At 42.4% G+C, this 20,560-nt stretch carries 15 protein-coding genes; 1 reads left to right on the top strand and 14 read right to left on the bottom strand.

The genetic code is table 11. The features are described from left to right. The first annotated feature begins 164 nt into the window (after positions 1-164). Positions 165-974 carry a hypothetical protein gene (locus tag AAFF35_RS00500; protein ID WP_342330390.1) on the top strand — a complete coding sequence of 270 codons (810 nt, stop codon included), beginning with the start codon at positions 165-167 and terminating at the stop codon, positions 972-974. Here AAFF35_RS00500 and AAFF35_RS00495 read toward each other — a convergent pair. The 14 genes from AAFF35_RS00495 to AAFF35_RS00430 all read right to left on the bottom strand — a co-directional run bounded on the left by AAFF35_RS00495 (position 923) and on the right by AAFF35_RS00430 (position 20,554). Then, entirely contained in the window at positions 923-1,537 is a 615-nt protein-coding gene (locus AAFF35_RS00495) for a SprT-like domain-containing protein (protein WP_342330389.1), read from the bottom strand. The two genes, AAFF35_RS00500 and AAFF35_RS00495, sit on opposite strands and share 52 nt — an antisense overlap. A 35-nt stretch (positions 1,538-1,572) precedes the next feature. Beyond that, positions 1,573-2,085, bottom strand: a complete 513-nt coding sequence (locus tag AAFF35_RS00490; RefSeq protein ID WP_342330388.1) for a ferritin — start codon at positions 2,083-2,085, stop codon at positions 1,573-1,575. Between the two features lie 30 nt (positions 2,086-2,115). Then, on the bottom strand, positions 2,116-4,221 hold the full coding sequence (gene feoB / locus AAFF35_RS00485; RefSeq protein ID WP_342330387.1) for a ferrous iron transport protein B: 2,106 nt from the start codon (positions 4,219-4,221) through the stop codon (positions 2,116-2,118). A 16-nt stretch (positions 4,222-4,237) separates the two neighbouring features. Continuing rightward, complete coding sequence (locus AAFF35_RS00480; protein ID WP_073238326.1) at positions 4,238-4,453, bottom strand: FeoA family protein; 216 nt, start codon at positions 4,451-4,453, stop codon at positions 4,238-4,240. A 300-nt stretch (positions 4,454-4,753) separates the two neighbouring features. Further along, on the bottom strand, positions 4,754-5,164 hold the full coding sequence (locus tag AAFF35_RS00475; RefSeq protein ID WP_342330386.1) for a VanZ family protein: 411 nt from the start codon (positions 5,162-5,164) through the stop codon (positions 4,754-4,756). A 3-nt stretch (positions 5,165-5,167) separates the two neighbouring features. Beyond that, entirely contained in the window at positions 5,168-5,548 is a 381-nt protein-coding gene (gcvH, locus tag AAFF35_RS00470) for a glycine cleavage system protein GcvH (protein ID WP_342330385.1), read from the bottom strand. 55 nt (positions 5,549-5,603) lie between these two features. Continuing rightward, complete coding sequence (sprA, locus tag AAFF35_RS00465; RefSeq protein WP_342330384.1) at positions 5,604-12,806, bottom strand: cell surface protein SprA; 7,203 nt, start codon at positions 12,804-12,806, stop codon at positions 5,604-5,606. 9 nt (positions 12,807-12,815) lie between these two features. Further along, a complete protein-coding gene (gene ruvA / locus AAFF35_RS00460; RefSeq protein ID WP_069378652.1) occupies positions 12,816-13,400 on the bottom strand; it encodes a Holliday junction branch migration protein RuvA in 585 nt (194 codons plus the stop codon). 5 nt (positions 13,401-13,405) lie between these two features. Continuing rightward, a complete protein-coding gene (locus tag AAFF35_RS00455) occupies positions 13,406-15,721 on the bottom strand; it encodes an NADP-dependent malic enzyme (RefSeq protein WP_342330383.1) in 2,316 nt (771 codons plus the stop codon). 84 nt (positions 15,722-15,805) lie between these two features. Continuing rightward, positions 15,806-17,026 carry a transglycosylase SLT domain-containing protein gene (locus AAFF35_RS00450; protein ID WP_342330382.1) on the bottom strand — a complete coding sequence of 407 codons (1,221 nt, stop codon included), beginning with the start codon at positions 17,024-17,026 and terminating at the stop codon, positions 15,806-15,808. Between the two features lie 72 nt (positions 17,027-17,098). Continuing rightward, a complete protein-coding gene (gene gatA / locus AAFF35_RS00445; RefSeq protein WP_342330381.1) occupies positions 17,099-18,517 on the bottom strand; it encodes an Asp-tRNA(Asn)/Glu-tRNA(Gln) amidotransferase subunit GatA in 1,419 nt (472 codons plus the stop codon). Positions 18,518-18,555: 38 nt separating this feature from the next. Next, complete coding sequence (locus tag AAFF35_RS00440) at positions 18,556-18,768, bottom strand: twin-arginine translocase TatA/TatE family subunit (protein WP_074608439.1); 213 nt, start codon at positions 18,766-18,768, stop codon at positions 18,556-18,558. Between the two features lie 10 nt (positions 18,769-18,778). Further along, positions 18,779-19,171, bottom strand: coding sequence for a twin-arginine translocase TatA/TatE family subunit (locus tag AAFF35_RS00435; protein ID WP_342330380.1), 393 nt, complete (start codon positions 19,169-19,171; stop codon positions 18,779-18,781). Between the two features lie 57 nt (positions 19,172-19,228). Beyond that, positions 19,229-20,554 (bottom strand): peptidoglycan DD-metalloendopeptidase family protein, encoded by a 1,326-nt coding sequence (locus AAFF35_RS00430; protein WP_342330379.1) that lies wholly within the window; start codon positions 20,552-20,554, stop codon positions 19,229-19,231. Positions 20,555-20,560: the final 6 nt, after the last annotated feature.

Below are 20,560 nucleotides of genomic sequence, written 5' to 3'. Positions count from 1 at the left end.
TTAAAATTAACAAAAACACTATTCCAAAGATAAATTCATGATTACGCAACAATATAGCATTGACTATCAGCGAATCAACCTTCATCAGTATTCATGAAAATCAACAAATTATTTCGCTGGCACGATAATGGCCTTCTTTAAACTGTCAGACTAAAAAAAATGCCATGAAAACCTCTTATATCCTATCCTGCCTACCTGTTCTAGTCACCATACTCAGCTGCAGCCAACAGCCCAAACATCCACAGGCAGACTTGATCAGCCAGTCTGCTGCAACTGCGATGACCGATAAGACCATCGGGATCTTAGCAGATTCGATTGATGCCAACCTGGCTCAACTGGAAAAACAAAGCAGCCTCGTTTACCTGCAGGGGGAGCAATCCATGTACGCAGAAAGATACAGCTCGAATGGCAAAGCCATCCTTTATGTGGAACAGCGGGATAACGGACTCATCAACAGCCAGATTAAAAAATACTATTTCAAAAATGACAGCTTAATCCTTGTTCAGGAGAACAAAAAAATCAATAATGACTATACGGACACGCGTATTTTTCTGAGAAATAACATTGCCTTTAATAAGGAACAACGCAAGGCCAACTCTTTCTCAGCCCTTCAGACCAAACCTTACCTGTCCTTAAAATCAATCAAAGACAATACCCTAAAGGAAGATGACTACAAGCAAAACATCAGGACATTGGACGAAGCGATCGCCGGAAATAACCAGTATGAAATGTTGTTCGATCAGTTCATTGACATCCCAGGTGAAAACATCATTCAATTGAAAAGCAAGGCACAGAACGGCTATACTGCCAGTATCCTCGTAAAAGAACCCGATGCATTCATCGACAGCTTAAAAAGCAATCCGCAAAATTTCAGAAATGAAAAGCTTAATTTTAAATGGAAAGTGGAAGAAAAAGAAGCTGTTTATGTACCTGTAGCCGCTAAAGTTACTTCCGCTAAAGGATTAAACAAATAGACATTACCATTGGTCAGGCAAAGACAACGGTATCTTTTCCGTAATTTTTCTCCCTTTCTGAACTGACGACCGTCTTTTATGGTAAATACCGCATCTAACGGCAATTCCTCCAGGCGGGAAGCGTCTTTAGGCAGGTCGTGCTTTTTTAATGCGCGGGAAAGTTTCAGGTCGGTACAGCTTGCTGCAGAAGGATTATTCAGGTAACTCACAATCGCTTGCTGAACGTCCTGAGGAAAGACATTCTGTTCAATAAAGGGTGCCATCATCCTTTTAAAATTGTGCTTCCATTCTGCACCATGAGGCTTCACTTTATTTTTATGGTCATTCCAGGTCAGCAGATGGGCAAATTCATGTACCGTGGTGACTAAAAAAGCATAGGCATTCAGGTCATTGTTGACCGATATTTTATGCCCTAAATCTTTATAAGGATGACGGTAATCGCCAAGTTTCGTCGTTCTGTTTTTAGATATTTTAAACTCACATTGAAAATAATCTATCCACTTCGCGATAATTGGCGCCGCTCCCGGGGGCATATACTGCGCTAAGATCTCCTCCTTTTTCACGCTTCCAAGATAAGGAAATTAATTAAAAGCGATGCTTAGGCAGCGCCACCTGTGGCGGCGTTAAATGTTCTTTGAGCTAATTCCGTATTCAGCAGATATAAAGCCGAAGAATTGTCCCCGATCATCTTCAGCTTGCTGATGATCTGTGATACCGTCGCCTCTTCTTCTACCTGCTCCGTAACGAACCATTGCAAAAAGGTATGGGTAGCAAAATCACTTTCCTCAAAAGCAGCTTTAATCAGGTTTCCAATGCTCCTGGTAACCGCCTTCTCATGTGCCAGGGTGATTTCAAAAATTTCCAGCACAGAACCAAAGTCAGATTCAGGTTGCTGAATTGAACCAATAGTGACCTTACCGCCAACATCATGAATGTAGTTGAATTGCTTTTCCGCATGAAAAAGCTCCTCTTTTGCCTGAACTTTAAAATAATTAGCGAATCCATCCAAATCCTTGTCCGAGAACCAGGAACACATTGCCCAATAGGCATTAGCCGAATACATTTCTAAGTTAACCTGCTCATTGAGCAATTTTTCCATTCTTTTGTTCATGACAGCATTGCGTTTTATGAAGTCAATATATTACTTTAAAAACTGATAAGCAATTAAACTCGCCACATAAGCCATCACGGTCATATACACCAATTGTATCATTGGCCACTTCCAGGATTTTGTTTCCCGGAACACCACGGCTACCGTACTCATACACTGCATCGCAAAGGCGTAAAATAACATCAATGAAAAGGCAGTAGCAAAAGTAAACACCGGCAATCCGGTTTCCGGATTTTTTGCGAGTCTCATACTATCGCGGATCTGCATCACATTCTCATCTCCACCTTCCACGCTGTAAATCGTAGCCATCGTTCCTACAAAGGCTTCTCTGGCAGCAAATGAAGTGATCAGTGCAATGCCGATCTTCCAGTCAAAACCCAAAGGTCTGATGGCTGGCTCTATGGCATGACCCAGAATTCCTGCATACGAATTTTCAAGCCTTTCAGCCGACTTATCCCTTTCAAGCGTAGAAATCTGTACACTATCTTTTTGAGCCTCTATAGCGGCGTATTTTTTATCAATTTCAGCAAAACGCTCGGAAGGACCATAAGTCGCCATTACCCAAAGCACAATGGAGATGGCAATGATCACTTTACCCGCTTCAAATACAAAAGTCTTAGACTTATCATACATCGTGAAAAGCACATTTCCCCATCTCGGCATTCTGTATACCGGCATTTCCATGATAAAATAAGATTTCTCTTTTGCCTTCAGGATGAATTTCATGACAAAAGCCACCAATACCGCTGCAACAATGCTGATCAGGTACATCCCCATCAGGGTTAATCCCTGAAGGTTAATGAAGCCCCAAACCATTTTTTCAGGAACAACAAGGCTGATCAATAAAGTATATACAGGTAACCTTGCAGAACAACTCACCAAAGGGGCCACCATAATGGTAATGATGCGGTCTTTCCAGTTTTCGATATTTCTGGCACTCATGATGGAAGGAACCGCACAAGCCAGACTTCCGATCATCGGCACCACGGATTTTCCACTCAAACCGAACTTTCTCATGATCCTGTCCATCATAAAAGTCACCCTGGCCATATAGCCTGTGTCTTCCAGAATCGAGATAAAAGCAAAGAGAATAGCAATCTGCGGAATGAAAACCACGATCCCACCTAAGCCGGCAAGCACACCGTCCAGCAGTAAATCACTCAGCTGCCCGGCGGGTAAATATTCATGTCCCAGTTCCTGCAGTTTGGCAAAGATAAACTCAATCATCTCCATCGGATAAGCCGACCAGGAGAAAATGGCGTTGAACAAGAAGAACAACAAGCCCATAAAAATGATCAGGCCCCAAAACCTATTGGTCAGGATGGAATCGATTTTATCACTAAAAGCAAACTTCTTTGCCGCTCCTGTATCTTCGATTATACCAGTCAGGACCTTTCCCAGGTCACGGTAACGCGCAACGGTTTCCTCGGTCTGTAATTTAGAGGTTTCAAAACCGGTTGCTTTTTTGATCTGATCAAACCCTGCATGATCTACCTCGGAAAAGTGATCCAGGTTATAATGCTGGTGCAATACCTGCAAAGCAAAATAATCGTTCTCTGTTCCGATCTTGTCTTTCACTTTCTGAATCGCTTCAGGAGCCAGCGCAAGTACATCGGTACCTTTTAACTGTGTCGCAATCTTCGTGGTATTGCTGATCGCTTGTTTTAATTCGGTTAGTCCCTTATTGCTTCTCGCAGAGATCGCAACAATCTGGATGCCCAATCTTTCCGAAAGTAAATTAACGTTGACATTAATCCCTTCTTTTTGTGCCAGATCGGTCATATTAAGCGCCAGTACTACCGGCACCTGCAGGTCAGCAACCTGCGAATAAAGCAATAAATTTCTTCGGAGATTGGTCGCATCAGCCACCAATACCACAATGTCCGGATAGCTTGAATTGTTCTTATCCGCCAACACCTGGAAGACAATACTTTCATCCTTACTCTTCGGATATAAACTATAGGTTCCCGGTAAATCGGTAATCTCTGCACTTCTGCCATCAGGAAGCTTGCAGTAACCTACTTTTTTATCAACGGTAATGCCCGGAAAATTTCCAATTTTTTGATTTAACCCTGTAAGCAGATTAAAAAGAGTAGACTTGCCTGTATTGGGATTCCCAACCAGAGCTATTTTCAAATCCTTTGCCAAATTACTACTGAATTATAATACTAGATGCTTCGCTCTTACGTAAACAAAGTTGATAACCTGAGACCCGAATGGCAATCGGATCACCAAGCGGAGCAAACCGTTCCACCTCTACAACTTCTCCAGGCAAACAGCCCATCTCCATTAGTTTAACAGACATTTCTAAATCAGTAAATGCCACTATAGTGCCTCGTTCCCCCGGATTCAATTGTGAAAGTTTCATCTTTATTAATTTATTTTAATTCTTGAAGGACCATATTGACTCCTTCCCTAATCAAGGCGCAATTTAGGCTTAATTTATAATAGTTCCAAATAAACAGAATCCCCCGCTCTTCTCAGAAATAGCTTTCAGCGCAGCAAAAGGATGATTTGTGCAATTAAAAAGTCACAACAAAGTAACATAATGAATACAGGGTGTTTTTACCGCTGAGGATAGCTGTTATAGCTTACCGGAGGGCATTTACAGCCCGGCTTAAAAATACTGCAGCTACTGGCCGTCAGTACCAGCAAAAGCAGGAATAACCTACTGATGTTCTTTTTCATTATAATGAGATTTATGCAAAAGTATAAAGCTGAAGACCCCCATAAATACGCCACCCATATCGCAGGTAAAATCCCACCATTCTGCCGACCTGTAGGTAAATACTTTCCATTGAAGCAATTCAATGCCACCACCCAAAGCAGCGGTGATCAGGATGATCTTAAAAATCGTCAGCGAGCGAAAACTATAGTTATGGGTATAGTTTATCCTTCCATAAAACAGCAGGATGGTCAGGACAAAGAAAAACCCAAGATGCACCATCTTATCAAATCCTTCAAAAAAAAAGCCTGTCCCATTAGTGGAGACAGGCATTTCTATATTGCAAAGGATCAAAATCACTACCGTCCATACGATGGCCCAGATCTGGTATTTTAATGCTTTAATTTTATTCATTGATTAAGCTCCAACAAGGGCTTTGTAAGCATCAGCATCTAATAAACCATCCACTTGTGAAGCATCAGAGATCGTTACTTTAACCATCCAGCCTTTTCCATAAGGATCAGCGTTTACCAGTTCAGGATTGTCATTCAATTCCGGGTTGGTTTCCAATACGGTTGCAGTTACCGGCATAAACAAATCAGATACGGTTTTAACAGCTTCTACTGTTCCGAAAACATCGTCTTTGCCTACTTCATCACCCACGGTATTAATATCGATGTATACAATATCACCTAACTCACGTTGTGCAAAATCAGTAATACCGATATAGGCCTCGTTACCTTCAATCTTAACCCATTCGTGGTCTTTAGTGTACTTTAATTCTGATGGAAAATTCATGTGTATATTTATTTTTATTTTCAAAGGTAATTAATCTGCGCATTTATAACAATGCCTAATTCAGCGTTACCCTCAAACTAAATCCAAAGTTGCTGAATGAGGTATTAAACGTCTGTGAAGTATAAGGCTTCGTGATATTCGAATCGTAGAACACCCTTACATTAAAGCGTTGGTTCAGGATATAATCCACACTCGGCCTTAAAGTGATGTTTTTTGCTCCCGAGGAAACTTCTGCCTCCGTCACATCAGCACGGTAGATCACGGTTTTGTTATCCCTCACCGCAACATCCAGTTTAAAGTCCATATTGTTGTCCATCTTCAATTGTTTAAACAATCCGAAAGGGAACCTGAACTTCGTAGTACGATACCCCAGACCAAAGACCAGGTTATTTTCCGTCAATTGTGCCAGCTGGCTGTTCGCCATACTTAGCCCTAACAAACGTGTCCTGCCGATCTCAAAGTTCGCCGTCAGGTTATTCTTTAAGCGGGTATCTATTCCAATCAGCGGAGAGAACTGCTCTGCAATCGTCACCCTTGCATATTGCAACTGCGGAAGGAAATTATCGTCTTTATCCCTGCTGCTTACCCCACCATTACGCTCCTCATATTTCAATAAAGAGTTAAAGCTATTGATGCTGTATACAGAGCGGTAAGAATGCCTTAAATCAATAGAGCTGAAATGTTCGGCAAGGAAAGCAATCCGGGTTAATCCCCTGTAATTCAAACGCCAGTTTGGCAATGGAATTTTAGGCATAGAATTCAGACTTGCCGAAGAGGCACTCTTTCCGGAATAGGCTGCAAGGAAGGCAGAGATCACCACATCCTGTGAGTTCTTATCATAACCATCCGCATAACCTCCACCTCTTATTCCTGAGGAATTCGGATTCAATTCTCCCAGGCGCTGAGAGATCACCTGTCTGTTCGCCATAAACTCATTGAACAATTTAGATACTGCAGCTCCTGATTTTTCTGAAAATGCCGTTCCCAGACTAATGAAGGAAATGCTGTAATCACCAGTGGTGAAAGGACTGAAATTCTGGAATTCTTTACTCAGGTCATCATACCTGAAATTCGTAGAATAATTCATCGTCTTATTTCTGTTCGCAGTCAGCGTAATGGTCAGGTCTTTGATCGGCTCGATTAAACTCGTTAAACTCAGGTCTTCTCTCAGGGTATTGATGTACAGCTGAGATTGTAAAGTATCCGTCGTAATCCAACCATTCCTCAATGCCTCTTCCCTGATGTCCCGCTGACTTCCCAAAACAAACCCTAATCCCGGTGCACCTGTCGCATTGTCTATCCCGAAAATATTTGTTTTCGGTAAATAACCAGGCAGGAAGATTCCTTTGGTTTGGGTATAAGCACCCACCACATTTTTGATACTCGTTAACAATCCGATCAATACTCCTGAACCTGTTTGTTTCGCATCAGCAGCACTACTACCTGATTTCCTCACGAAACCAAATTTATTGTAAAGTGAAGCCAGGTTAAAAGTCGGATTGATCTGTATTGTTCTCGAGTTCTGAACCGTATTTCCGAGATTGATATTTGGATCTCTCAAAGTAGAAAGTGGTTCTGTCTGCCAGTTGAAATTCGTGCCATAACGTGTAGCCACATTTATCCAGTCTAAGCCTGGAATCTTATTAATTGGCAATGCATAGGTTACGTTTAGGTTATGGCTATAATCTGTTGTTCTGCCCAACCTCATCATGTTCTGCCATAAAGTATCTCTTTTCAATCCTTCAATTCTTCCATAAGGCTCATCAATGATCGAATAATTCGTTGCATCAATATCCAGTGTCAGTGATTTACTCAGGTTCCAGGCAATTCCATATACCCTGGACACCAGGAAGTTTTTGTTAAACGTGGTATTCACCGGAATAGAATTCATCGGATCATTATTTCTCAGGCTGTTTTCCGAATAGAAACGGTCTACATCAATCCTGAAATTAATTGCCGTTGGCATCAGGCTAAAGTTAAAATCTTTTAACAACGCCAATGTGTTCGACTTGATCAGCTTTTTGAAAGGCTCATAAGTTTTTGCCGGCCCGGAATAATTATAAGCCAGGGAACCGCGGTAGGTTTTCTGGAAATTGTTTTCCACGATAAAGTCGCGGTGCGAATACTTGGTATAGGCATAGCTGACATTAAAGTTTTCTATATCCCAGACCTTCGGTTTCTGCTCCGGATTGGTCCTTTCCTTTCTTACATTGGTAAAGTTGATGCTGCTTCTGGTGGTAAAGTCCTGTGCAAAGTTCAAAATAGAATCCCTTTGCGATTTGGTTGCGGCATCCAGTGCATTTTTCAACTCAATATCCGGCATGCTCGGGTTGTACTGAGGCGTACTTACCTGACTGGAATAACTCACAAACATAGGCACCTTGATCCCTGTTTTCTTAGGGAAAAACTTACCCAGCTCCATGCTCGAAGAAATGTCAAAGAAGACATTGTCTGCCCTGTTTCTTTCACTCACCCGGGTTTCCAAAGAACCAAATCCAATGGTCGATTTACTTCCTGATACATTCACATCTGCAAAGTCCGCCAGTTTCGCACTCAGCCTGGCCGTAGCTGCCCAGCCTCCACGTTCATCAAATTCTGTTAAACGAAGCTCATTAAACCAGATGATCGCACTTTTATCCAGCCCGTCGTCATTCCCGGTTACGTTTTTATATGGGTTCTTTACCCCCAACATATAAACCCTGACCTTACTCATGTCCGGCTGCCCTTTTACCACAATCACTTTCCCATTTACAATATAGTTAAAGGGAATGTTAATTGGCCATGGTGCACCTGTAGACGTCTTTGCATTATTTCTCGCCAGCTTTGCTTTCTGGAAAAGCTCCAGCTGGATGTCCATTTTGTTATATTCAGGCCAAATGTTGTTCGGATCATTTGTTCCCGGCTGTGTTACCCTTAATGGCTGTGAATACTCATAATAGTTGTCCTGATTGTCTGTACCGATGCGTAAAAATGCACTCAGATCATTGTCATTTAAGATGTTTGAGCCCAACGCTTCCGCATGGATGTACATTTCCAAATGTTTGTAAGATCTGAAATCGTTAAAGGCAGTTTTAAATGCTGCACGGCCATAACCATCTTTCAGATCCCTGATCGTTACCGATAAAGACTGTTCATTCTGACGGGTATCTCCACGATAGTTACTGAAATCGCGTTCTCTTTCAATCCCCGGAGGAATCACATAAGGGATCGGTGTACGTTTACCATTTTCTTCAATATTCACTGTTGCCACTTCGATCTTGGACTGATCTGGACTGATCGTTCCTAAAGCAGGGTCAACAATTGTTTTTGAAGCTTCATTACTGGCATTGTACTGTCTCCACTCTCCTCTTACCAATTGAATTTTTCCAAACCTTAATACCGTAGTATCTGCGAAATTGGTCATGAACATCCGGATGAAACGGATCGATTTAAAATCCTGAATTCCTCCGACTACGTTTGTCGGTTGTGCCAATGGAATGCGAATCTGATACCAGGTAACGGCTTGCGTCTGTCCATTCGCCAGTTTTACTTGTGAAGTCACCTTATCGGTGATGTATTTTTGTCCCACCACCAGGTCAGCCGGACGCATAGAGACCTTGTATTCAAAGTACTCGTCAGACTGCGTCATGTTGTTGTCCCTGTTGATGTCTTCCCCATCAGGTAAAGAAGTAGAAGCAGAATTTTCTACGCCCAGGTCGGCCTGCGACTGCTGTGCGGTCTTAGAGTTTCCTTCTGTACCGTTATATTTCTGGTAACGCTTTAAGATCCCTGCATTTTCACGGTCAAGATCCGGTCCTCTGAAATAGGTATAATCATCTGACGAAGGGTCACTTTCAATTTTAGCAGCAGCATCCGGATTTAACTGCCCTTTGATCTGGTTGATTAAAGTCGCAAACTTCCGTTGCTCATCCGCATTGCCCATTCCATCAAGACCCACATCCTGTGCTTTTCTCGCATTAGGATCGTTGTCAAATGCCTGAACTACCGGTTGCAACTTCGGAACCCTTCCCCAATTCGTTTCATCAAATTTTGAAGGATCACCATCTGCAGGCAAACCATTCTCCAATGATTTACGTCCGTCTTTCAGAATATCCTCAGAGATGTTGCCAATGTTAAAGTACAGATCACCTCCCAAAGAATTCGGTTTATAAATATTGGGATCCATTACCCAAAGCTCAATAAACTCAATGTTCAAAGCTTCAAAGTCATTGGTTTCAATTCTTCTGAACAAACCACCCCAACGGCTACGTGGGTTATTCAATGCACCTGTAGGATCAAAACCTGTTGGTGTATAATTGTAAGGACCGCGGACCGTCGGATAAAAAGCAACATCTAAGGTTGGCAAAGCAAATGGCTGTCCCGTTCCGATTTCTTTAAAAGGAAATACTTCCTGTTCAACCACCTGACGTACATAGTGATTGGAAAGCTCATTTTTATTGTTCCTCAATGCGGAAGGAAGCGTCGCATCCGTCCGGTTGTAAAAGATAGGATCAATGTTGTAAAAAGCGATCAATGCCCTGTTAAAGCCATAGCTCAGGTCGTCCATTCTCGCAGATTCAGAGAACATCTGAGGCGTACCAGACAACTGCCAGGCCACAGCACTTTTCAGGTCGATCACCGAACGTGATGCTTCAAAATCGTCCAGGTAACTTACCCCACCTTTCTTGCCACCGAAGTTCAGCGCGGAAGGGTGTCCAGGAACGAGTTGTGCAAACTCTCCGGAGAAACTAAAGCTGGAAGGAACTTTTGTAGAAATGAAAGGCAACTTATCCACCAGCTTTGTTAAGAACCTGGAAGGCGAGCTATAGTTCAGATCCAGTCCCCACATCGTATTTGAGATGGGTTCTTCCCCAAGGTTTACTTTTGGGGTAAGTGGCTTTTCAGTGAGGTTCATAATCGTACCTCCCAAATTCAACTTATTGTTTACCTTATAGTCCAGACGTGTTCCAAACAAGGAACGCTGCTGTAAACCAAAAAGCTCATTATTTTCTGTAGAAATCTTTATCGGCTGACCGGAAATCAAAACGGCGGTATTCAGAATTCTAACCCTTCCACCCTGGTAATCTACGGTATAATCCACCCCTTCCTGCAAGGGAATCGTTCCGGCAAATACTTTTACCGAACCCTCAGGAACGTTGATCGCATTTAAGCTAAACTCTGAAGCAACCTGACTTTGATAAGCTCCTTTAATCACATAACGGTTTTGTTTCGTGAACAATTGCTGAGCAATTACTTTGGTCGAATCATACAAAGCGGTATAGGTGTATTTGTCTATCAGCGCTTGTTCTGCCGGACTAAACTGATCGGCAAGATCCTTACCAAAAGGCTCGATAAAAGGAAGGATAATTCTTCCATTCAATGGATCTATGGTCACATAACCATTACTGGTATTCGTGGAGAAATTACTCAGATTGGTATTGGAACCATTTGTATTTCCGCCGTTGTTGTTAGGATTGTTGTTAACAGGTGTATTGAAAGCAATATTCTGGTTAGCTCCGAATGGCTTATTTTCCGCTTCAAAGTCAAAGATCCCATCCGGGCTTCGCTCCTTCTGCTGATTTAAACGGTCTAAACCAACGATCTGAATCCATTGTTTATTCTTCAATGGCCTGCGGTCCGCATCAAGTTTCTCTCCCTCATCAATGTATGGTTTTTCTACACCCGTCTTATCGTCAATCCTGAAAATGTCCAGCTTAAAATTCATCGGACTGATCTGGTAACCACCTATAGAATAGATGTTTTTCATCATCAGGTCCCAGGTAGGCAGTTTCACTTTTGTCGTTTCGTTCTTCAGCAATTTGGTAAACAAAACCTTTGGCGAGGCCTGATCAAAAGAAACATCTGTCGTGAATTCCCCCACCTGATATTCCACACCACGATAGGTATAACGGTAAGCTACCGTCAATACTTCATCTGTATTTAAAGCGTTATTCAAGGAGATGTATCCGAGTTGAGGATGGAAAGTATACTCCCTGTCAGCCAGCTTTCTGGCGTAAGTTAACTTGGCATAATTGTCTGTTCCTCCATTCGCTGCAAAGAAGCCGATCACGGCATTAGAATTGGTCTGCCTCGCGTCAGGCGGCAATTGTGAAAGTAAAGTATTGGATGCCCTTGGAAACTGCGGATTGTCAAAACCGGAAGGCAACACTGAGCCTCCTCCTGGTATTGCCGGATTATAAGGCGCATTTTCAGCAAGGTCTATAAAGCCGAGTACATCCCTGGAATCCTGCGTATTTCCGGTTTTATTGGTAATCCAGACTTCCACTTTGGTAATGAGTACACCCGAGGTAATCGTTGGTGGTGTAGCCAGTGTTTTATTGTAGTTATTTCTAAAATATTGCGCTAAGAAATAGTGTTTATTCGCTTCATAATTGTCGGCACTCAGCCTGAATTCATTTTGCTGTGCGCCATTATTGATACGGATTTCCCGGGATTGGGACTTCTGCTGAGAGAAGACCGAGCTCACACTCAGTTTTCCGAATTGCAATTGTGTTTTTACCCCGAATAAAGCTTGTGTTCCATTGATCAGCGTCGTGTTCAGCGGCAAGCTTACATTTCCCGCTTCGATCTTCTGGATGATGTCGTCCTTTCCTCCGGTATAATCCAGTTTCACCTGGTTTTCAAAATCAAACTGAGCTTCCGTATTGTAGTTCATGTTGATCTTCATCCGCGTTCCGATATTTCCGATCACATCCATCTGGATGCGCTGGTTAAAATCAAAATTTGATTGTACACGCTGACGTTCATTGAAGAGCGGATTTTCGTTTTTATTGATCCTGCCCAGGAAAGTCAGTTCGGCCTCTCCACGAGGCTGGATATCTATGGTGGTACCACCAAAAATACGTTCAAAAGCCTTACTATTGATTTTCAGGCTGGGAATGAATCCGTTTTTTCTGACTTCATTCAATTCTTCACTGGAGTACATCCGCCAGTTGTCTCTTTTCATCTCACTGTTCACCAGGCGTTGGTATTCTTCAATCGTCAGGTATTGTGGAGGGGCAAAAAGGCGGTTACCGATCAATTGCCGGATGATGTATCGTTTATTCTTCGCGTCGTATTCGACTTCCCGCTTCACATTATCCGGAAGGGGTTGAAAAGAATTGTTTAAGTTTCTGAGACCTAATCGTTGTTTTTCCTTCAGACTAAAGGAATTTCTAAGGGTATCTGTTCTTTTTCCCGGGGTTCCCGTTTGAGAAAATGCTTGCTGTCCGCCAAGGCAGAGAAAAAAAAGAAGAAGGAGCGCTAATCTGGTTTTCAAGGGAGAAAGTTATAAGTTCTTCAAAGCTATTTTAATCATTTGTTCTACTGATAAGTCTACACCACCGTTTTTCACCGCATTATCAATTGATTTCTCTGCAGGTTGTTTTGCAAACCCGAGCATCATCAAGGCCGATAAGGCTTCTTCTCTAACAGTATTATTTAGAGGGGCCGCGATCAAAGATCCGGTTCCTTCTTTTTTCAATTTATCCTGCAATTCCAGCACTAAGCGCTGTGCAGATTTTACACCAATTCCCTTAATCCGTTGGATTAAAGGCAAATCACCATTCACAATAGCCGTTTGAATTTCTGTAGGCGTGATCGAAGAAAGCATCATCCTACCCGTATTCGGTCCAATTCCGGAAACAGAGATCAGATGAAGGAAGAGCCTGCGCTCTCCTTCATCTGCAAATCCGTATAAAGTATGTGCATCTTCTTTAACATGGAGCCAGGTATACACCTTGCAGCGTTCCACATCAGCCAGACTGCTATAAGTATTCAGTGAAATATTGATATGGTAACCAATTCCTCCGGCCTCCACAACAATATAAGCGGGGCATTTAAAGGTCAGCTTACCATCAATATATTCAAACATAATTCCTATTTCTTAGTTATTCTTTTTAATAAACCACCTTTTTTAGCGTTTGCTTCCTGTTCTTTCGACTGAACATCAAGAACTGCTAAAGTGACCATATTTACAATCTCACGAACTGAACTGCCCAACTGTACAATGTGAACAGGTTTGTTCAATCCCAGTAGAATTGGACCTACCGCTTCAGCACCGCCTAATTCCTGCAACAATTTATAAGCGATATTTCCGGACTCCAGGTTCGGGAATACCAAAGTATTTGCAGGAGCATCTACTAAGCTACTAAAAGGAAAGTTATCTTTCAGCAAAGAATTGTTAATTGCAAAATTTCCTTGCATTTCGCCGTCTACGATAATCTCAGGGTACTTTTCGTGAAGAATTTTTACTGCTTTTCTTACTTTTTCAGGAACTACACCTTCGTTCGAACCGAAGTTTGAGTACGAAAGTAAGGCAATTCTTGGCTGAATATTGAACTTACGTACTGCACGTTCCAGCAATAAAGTAATGTCTACCAATTCCTCTACCGTAGGGTCTACATTAACTGTAGTATCCCCAAAAAATACAGGTCCTTTTTTGGTCATCATCATGTACATTCCTGCAACCCGGTTTACACCTGGTTCCGTACCGATCACCTGTAATGCAGGCTTAATCGTAGACACATAATTTTTGGTCAAACCAGAAATCATGGCATCTACCTCACCAAATTCTACCATTGAAGCACCGAAGTAATTCCTGTCGCGCAAAAACTTATTCGCTTCAAACAAGGTCACCCCTCTTCTTTGTCTCTTTTGATACAAAGCTTCCGCATATTTTTTCATACGCTCAGGCTCTAAAAACGGATCCATGATCTCCACGCCGTCCAGCTCCAAAGCATTCTCTTCAATAATTTTCTGGATGATTTCTTTATTTCCCAACAGGACTGGAATGGCGATATTCTCGTCTTTCACAATCTGAGCTGCTTTCAGGATCTTGTAATTATCAGCCTCTGTAAATACCACACGTTTAGGGTCAGACTTCGCTTTGTTGGTAATGGCACGCATAATCGCATCATCCATTCCCAAACGTTGTTTCAACTCTTCCGTATACGCATCCCAGTCGGTGATGATTTTGCGGGCAACACCGGATTCGATTGCTGCTTTAGCCACTGCAGTAGATACATTCGTCATCAGACGTAAATCCACTGGTTTTGGAATAATATAGTCTTTACCGAATTTAATATTCTTTTCATTGTAAGCCATATTTACGGCCTCAGGAACAGACTTCTTAGCCAGTTCCGCAATCGCCTTCACGGCAGCAATTTTCATCTCCTCATTGATGCTTGTAGCCCTTACATCCAATGCCCCTCTGAAAATGTATGGGAAGCCCAATACATTGTTCACCTGGTTAGGATAGTCAGAACGGCCTGTTGCCATAATCAAATCCTTACGGGAGCTGATGGCCAGTTCATAAGCAATCTCCGGGTTAGGGTTTGCCATGGCAAAAACGATCGGATTTTTGGCCATCGATTTCAACATCTCTACCGTTACACAATCTGCAGAAGAAAGACCGATGAACACATCAGAATCTTTCATCGCATCTTCCAGGGTAACCAATGCTCTTGAAGTCGCAAATTCAGCTTTAATGGCATCCAGGTTTGCCCTGTTATCGCGGATCACGCCAGTACGGTCGCACATCACGATATTTTCTTTTTTAGCACCTAAAGAAACATAAAGACGGGTACAGGAAATCGCGGCAGCACCGGCACCATTCACCACAATCTTAATCTTATCCATTTTCTTTTTCTGCAATTCGCAGGCATTGATCAATGCTGCTGCAGAGATAATGGCGGTACCATGCTGATCGTCGTGCATGACAGGAATATTCATTTCCTCTTTTAAGCGACGTTCAATTTCAAAGCACTCCGGTGCTTTAATATCTTCCAGATTCACCCCGCCAAAAGTAGGCTCAAGGGCTTTTACGATTTTAACAAAATCATCAACATTTTTAGTATCCAGCTCTAAGTCAAAAACATCGATATCAGCAAAAATCTTGAAAAGAAGACCTTTACCTTCCATCACAGGTTTACCCGCTTCAGGACCAATATCACCAAGACCTAAAACCGCTGTTCCATTACTAATTACCGCAACCAGGTTTCCCTTCGCGGTATATTTATATACATCTTCTGTGTTTTCTGCTATTTTTAAACAAGGTTCAGCTACACCTGGTGAATACGCCAATGCCAGATCTCTCTGAGAGTTTGTTGGTTTTGTCGGTATTACCTGTATTTTCCCCGGTCGCCCTTGCGAGTGGTAGTCCAAAGCATCTTGCTTCCTGTTAATTTTACTCATAAATCAGTTCATTTATAAAGGGCCAAAGTTACAATCTTTTAATTAGCCCTGAAATAAAAAAGGAATACCGATTAAAAGCAATGATTAGCCTTTTATAGCCATTTTTCGCTTTTTGGAAGACTGAGGGTGATGAACTTTGAGTTTTTGTCCGGGTACAATGGAGGAGCCTTTGAGTCCGTTCCAGACTTTTAAATCCTGAACTTCGACATGGTACTGATCCGCAATTGCGCTCAGGGTCTGCCCCGGTCGGACTTTATGATAGGAAACTGCAGCTAAAGGGCGTTCTACCACCTTCTTCTTCCTCCTGCGGTCATCATTAGCTGCCAGGACCACATTGGAATTCACATCCAGCTCCGTATTGTTTAGCACTTCATAGATCTGTGCAAACTGGGCCATGTTCACCTTGGGAATAATGATTCGCTTGGGTTCCAATTCCGTTCCGTTAACAATCTTCTTCTTGTAAGAAGGATTCAGACTGCACAGATCATCTTCATCGATACTCAATGCACCCGCCAATTGAGGCAGGGAAACGAAACGGTTCACATGAATCGTATCGGTATTTTTTACGAAAGGGGATTTTTGCGCCCGAATCTGATGCTGACCAGGATAGTTCATCACATAGATCGCTGCAATAAATGCCGGCACATAATTTCTGGTCTCCAATGGAAGGTATCCTCTGATTTCCCAGAAATCCTGAGAATCTGCTTTAAGCATCGCTTTTTTCACATTTCCCATTCCGCAGTTATAGGCCGCAATCGCCAGAAGCCAGTCGCCCAGCTCTTCATAAGCATCTCTGAAATACGCTGCTGCGGCATAGCTGGCCTGAATCGGATCTTTTCTTTCATCTACAAAGTTATCCATGTTCAGTCCATAATCTTTTGCCGTAGCAAACATGAACTGCCACAGACCTGTCGCGCCAACTCTGGATACTGCATGTGCGTTCATAGAAGATTCTATGATCGGCAGGTATTTGATCTCCTCAGGAATGTTATAATATTTTAATGCTTTTTCGAAAACAGGAAAGTAATAGTCCGAAAGACCTAACATCTTCCCCATCATATCTTTCCGTCCGCTATAGATGTCGATGTACTTCTGCACATGTTCATTATAACTGAGGGGCACCATTTTCTGAATAGAATCCAGACGGGCCTTATAGCCGAAATTGTGGTTGTAAAAAGTTGGGGTTTCCGGTAAAACAGGGACCGGAATGGTATCGTTAATTTGTAAAGCCTGATGTTGCTGAGCAATTGCTGAAAAGCTGGTTAGTGCTAAAATACAGGATGCAAAAAGTACATTTATTTTCATAGGCATTTGTTTGTCTTCAATGTCTATAAAGCTTGCATGCAGGTTTCATAGACAATGACAGTTGACATGGGTCTAGGTTAAAAATGTATGGGACAGGGAAAGTAGTTCCTGTTCCTTAAAGTGCTTTGCCATAAGCTGTAAACTTAACGGCAATCCTTCTTTATTATTGCCCAGAGGAATTGCGATCGCCGGTATTCCCGTCAGAGAAGCCAGCACCGTAAAGATATCTGCCATATACATCACCAATGGATCTTCGATATTTTCTCCGATTTTAAAAGGTGGTGTTGGCGTTACCGGGCTTAATATCACATCGAAATCTACCAGCAGTGCTTCCATCTTTTCACGGATCAACCTCCTCACCTGCTGTGCTTTCTGATAATAAGCATCATAATACCCTGCGCTTAAAACGAAAGTACCTAAAAGAATCCGTCTTTTCACTTCTTCCCCAAAACCTTCTGCTCTGGATGTCTTATATAAATCATTCAGGTTGCCGGCTTCCGTATTCCGGTGGCCATAATGGACGCCATCATAACGGGATAAGTTCGAAGAAGCTTCTGCAGTGGTCAGTACATAATAGGCAGGCACCAGGTAATCCAAAAGGTCAAAAGACACGTACTCCACCGTATGCCCCTGACTTTTAAAACGTTCGATTGCCGCTAATATCGCTGCTTTAATTTCAGGATCCAGCGCTTCACTTTCCAGTGTTTCCTTTAATACCGCAATCTTTTTTACACCGCCAGTGGATAAACCAGCTTGGTAATCCGGCACTTCTTTTTGAGAAACCGTGCTGTCATGATCATCCGCTCCTGCCAGCACTTCCAATAAAATGGCCGCATCGCTTACCGAAGACGTGATCGTTCCTACCTGATCGAATGAAGAAGCATAAGCAATGACACCATATCTGGAAATCCGCCCATACGTAGGCTTCAATCCGATACATCCGCAAAATGCTGCAGGCTGTCTGACAGAGCCACCGGTATCGGTTCCCAATGCCGATAAGCAAAGGTCCGCCTGAACGGCTACTGCTGAGCCACCTGAAGATCCTCCGGCAACGCGTGAAGTGTCTGCTGCATTTTTAACTACGCCATAATAAGAAGTCTCATTAGATCCACCCATCGCAAACTCGTCACAATTCAACCTTCCGATGATGATGGCATCTTCGGCAAGTAAACGGGCAACAACAGTAGCAGAATAAGGAGAAACAAAGCCTTCCAGCATTTTGGAAGAGGCAGTTACCTCATGGTCTTTGTAAGAGATATTATCTTTGATACCAATCACCATCCCTGCCAGCTTCCCGGCAGTTCCCTGATCTATTTTCGCCTGTACTGCCTGAGCCTGGGCGGCTGCAGAATAAAAAAACACCTCATTAAAAGCATTGAGGTGTTGATGACTTTCTATTTGCTTAAAATAGTGATCCAGAAGCTCAGATAAACTTAATTTTTTTTGAGCAATAAGGGATTGTATCTCTGATAAGGAGCTATACTTCTTCAAACTTCAAGAATAGGTTAAATTTAAAATTGGACTTAAACCTATAAAGGTTTGTTGGTGCGGTTTTGTTCTACGACATCAGAGCCATTACCATCCACACCTTCTTTTCCATCTTTAAATTCTTTAATACCTTTACCTAAACCACGCATCAATTCAGGAATTTTTTTACCACCGAAAAGTAGTAAAACAATAACAAGAATAATGGCGATTTCTGCACCACCTAAGCCAGCGATTAATATGGTTGTGTTTAACATGATATTTTAGTTAAAGTTGTGTTTTATCTGTTTCTATTTTAGGGTTTTCCGTGCTATTTGCCAGAGCTTCCTTTTTATCTAAGTCTATTCCTTCTTTAGCAGTACTGCTGCCAGGATACATTTGTTCTTCCAGGCTGGTTTCTGTTGGATGATGACGGTCATTGCTGTTCGTGTCTTTAATGATCGAATCAATGTCGTCCACTATACCTACGGAATTAATGTTGCGGTGGATTTCTCTTTTCACACCTTCAGAAGCATCTTTAAAATCACGGATTCCTTTTCCTAAGCCACGTGCCAGTTCCGGTAATTTTTTACCACCAAACAACAAAAGCACTACAGCCAGGATGAGCATGATCTCTCCTCCGCCCATATTTAAGAATTCCAATACTGTCCCTGTATACATTTTACCCTATTTTTTTTTAATCTATAATACAAATATAAACATTTATTGCTCAATCCTCTATTTTGCAGAAAGCCATCCTGCAGGATTTTGGGCTACTGCACCTCTGTAGATCTGGAATTGAAGTTCCGGCATGTCTCCGGATGAGGCTACCGTACCGATCGTCTGTTTGGTACTCACATCGTCTCCCTGTCCTACACTCACAGATTTCAGGTTCTGATAAACCGTAAAAAACTGTCCGTGTTTGATCAGCACATAATACCTTCCAAGGGCATTTCCGACTTTAGTAACTTTTCCGTTAAACACCGATCTTACCGCAGCACCTTCATTCGTTTGAATGGTAATTCCGGCATTATCGTAAGTCGCCTGTCCTTCTTTGTGTTTACCAAAGCTCTCTGTGGTTGTTCCTGTAGCCACCGGCCAGGGTAAAGATCCGCGGTTGCTTTCAAATGCAGCAGATAACTTTGCCGCTTCCGGGGTTGCCGTCAGGTAATTATTACTGCTATTTGCCGTCACCGTCTTCGGTTTCGCTACTGCCGCTACCGGAGCTGGCTTATTTTCAGCCTTGGCTTTCGCTATTGCCGCTGCTCTTTCTGCAGCCGCTTTTGCCGCTGCAGCCCTTTCCGCAGCTCTCGCTGCTTCTTCTGCTTTCTTTCTGGCGATGGCAATCTCGCGGACAATGGCTGCCCGGATGCTACGGTCAATCTGTGCCTGTTGTTTTTTGCGGGTTACAATATCCTGTCTGTATTGTTTTTCCTGTTTATTGAACTTGTTCAGAACCTGAGCCTGTTCATTTTTATTCTTACCCAGCTTATCTTTTTCATTCTCCTGTTCATGCAGAAGACTACTTTTTTCCTTTAAATTTTTATCGAGGACCACGATCTTATAGTTCAGGTCTTTCTGTGTTCCCTGAATATATCCGGCCTGTTTTTTACGGTATTGACCAAATTGCTGAAGGTATTTAATCCGCTTATAAGCCTGGTTGAAATCACTGGCGGCAAAGACAAACATCATCTTTTCATACGCATTCCGGTTGCGCTGTGCAAAGCGGATCATTCCTGCATATTCTTTTTTGAGTTGAGAAAGCTGTCCTTTTAAGTTAATGACGGTATTGGTGTTCTCATGAATCTGATTGTCAAGATTTTTGATCTCAGAATTGATGACCGTAATCTTGTTCTGCATTAAACTGATTTGCGTATTCAATGCATTGATCTGGGCCTGAGTAAGTTTCTTGTTCTTTGCAGTCTTGGTAAGGTTTCTCTGCAAGAGTTCTATTTCGCGCTGAATAGCTTCCTTTTTTCTTTTAAGCTCTGAACTGTTTTGCGCAACGGCGATGGTTGCGGAGCATACCAATAATAGGAGTAAAAGTAATTTATTTAGCTTCATTGCGTC

The organism is Pedobacter sp. FW305-3-2-15-E-R2A2 (assembly GCF_038446955.1).
Taxonomy (GTDB): domain Bacteria; phylum Bacteroidota; class Bacteroidia; order Sphingobacteriales; family Sphingobacteriaceae; genus Pedobacter.
Note: the sequence above shows the minus strand (reverse complement) of the source record. Positions and strands in the feature narration are given on the sequence as shown.

What these genes read in the sequence shown, in the direction of transcription:
- AAFF35_RS00500 (WP_342330390.1), top strand. Translation starts at nt 165, where the DNA reads ATGAAAACCTCTTATATCCTATCCTGCCTACCTGTTCTAGTCACCATA.
- AAFF35_RS00490 (WP_342330388.1), bottom strand. Translation starts at nt 2,085, where the DNA reads ATGAACAAAAGAATGGAAAAATTGCTCAATGAGCAGGTTAACTTAGAA.
- AAFF35_RS00480 (WP_073238326.1), bottom strand. Translation starts at nt 4,453, where the DNA reads ATGAAACTTTCACAATTGAATCCGGGGGAACGAGGCACTATAGTGGCA.
- AAFF35_RS00475 (WP_342330386.1), bottom strand. Translation starts at nt 5,164, where the DNA reads ATGAATAAAATTAAAGCATTAAAATACCAGATCTGGGCCATCGTATGG.
- gcvH (WP_342330385.1), bottom strand. Translation starts at nt 5,548, where the DNA reads ATGAATTTTCCATCAGAATTAAAGTACACTAAAGACCACGAATGGGTT.
- ruvA (WP_069378652.1), bottom strand. Translation starts at nt 13,400, where the DNA reads ATGTTTGAATATATTGATGGTAAGCTGACCTTTAAATGCCCCGCTTAT.
- AAFF35_RS00455 (WP_342330383.1), bottom strand. Translation starts at nt 15,721, where the DNA reads ATGAGTAAAATTAACAGGAAGCAAGATGCTTTGGACTACCACTCGCAA.
- AAFF35_RS00450 (WP_342330382.1), bottom strand. Translation starts at nt 17,026, where the DNA reads ATGAAAATAAATGTACTTTTTGCATCCTGTATTTTAGCACTAACCAGC.
- AAFF35_RS00440 (WP_074608439.1), bottom strand. Translation starts at nt 18,768, where the DNA reads ATGTTAAACACAACCATATTAATCGCTGGCTTAGGTGGTGCAGAAATC.
- AAFF35_RS00435 (WP_342330380.1), bottom strand. Translation starts at nt 19,171, where the DNA reads ATGTATACAGGGACAGTATTGGAATTCTTAAATATGGGCGGAGGAGAG.
- AAFF35_RS00430 (WP_342330379.1), bottom strand. Translation starts at nt 20,554, where the DNA reads ATGAAGCTAAATAAATTACTTTTACTCCTATTATTGGTATGCTCCGCA.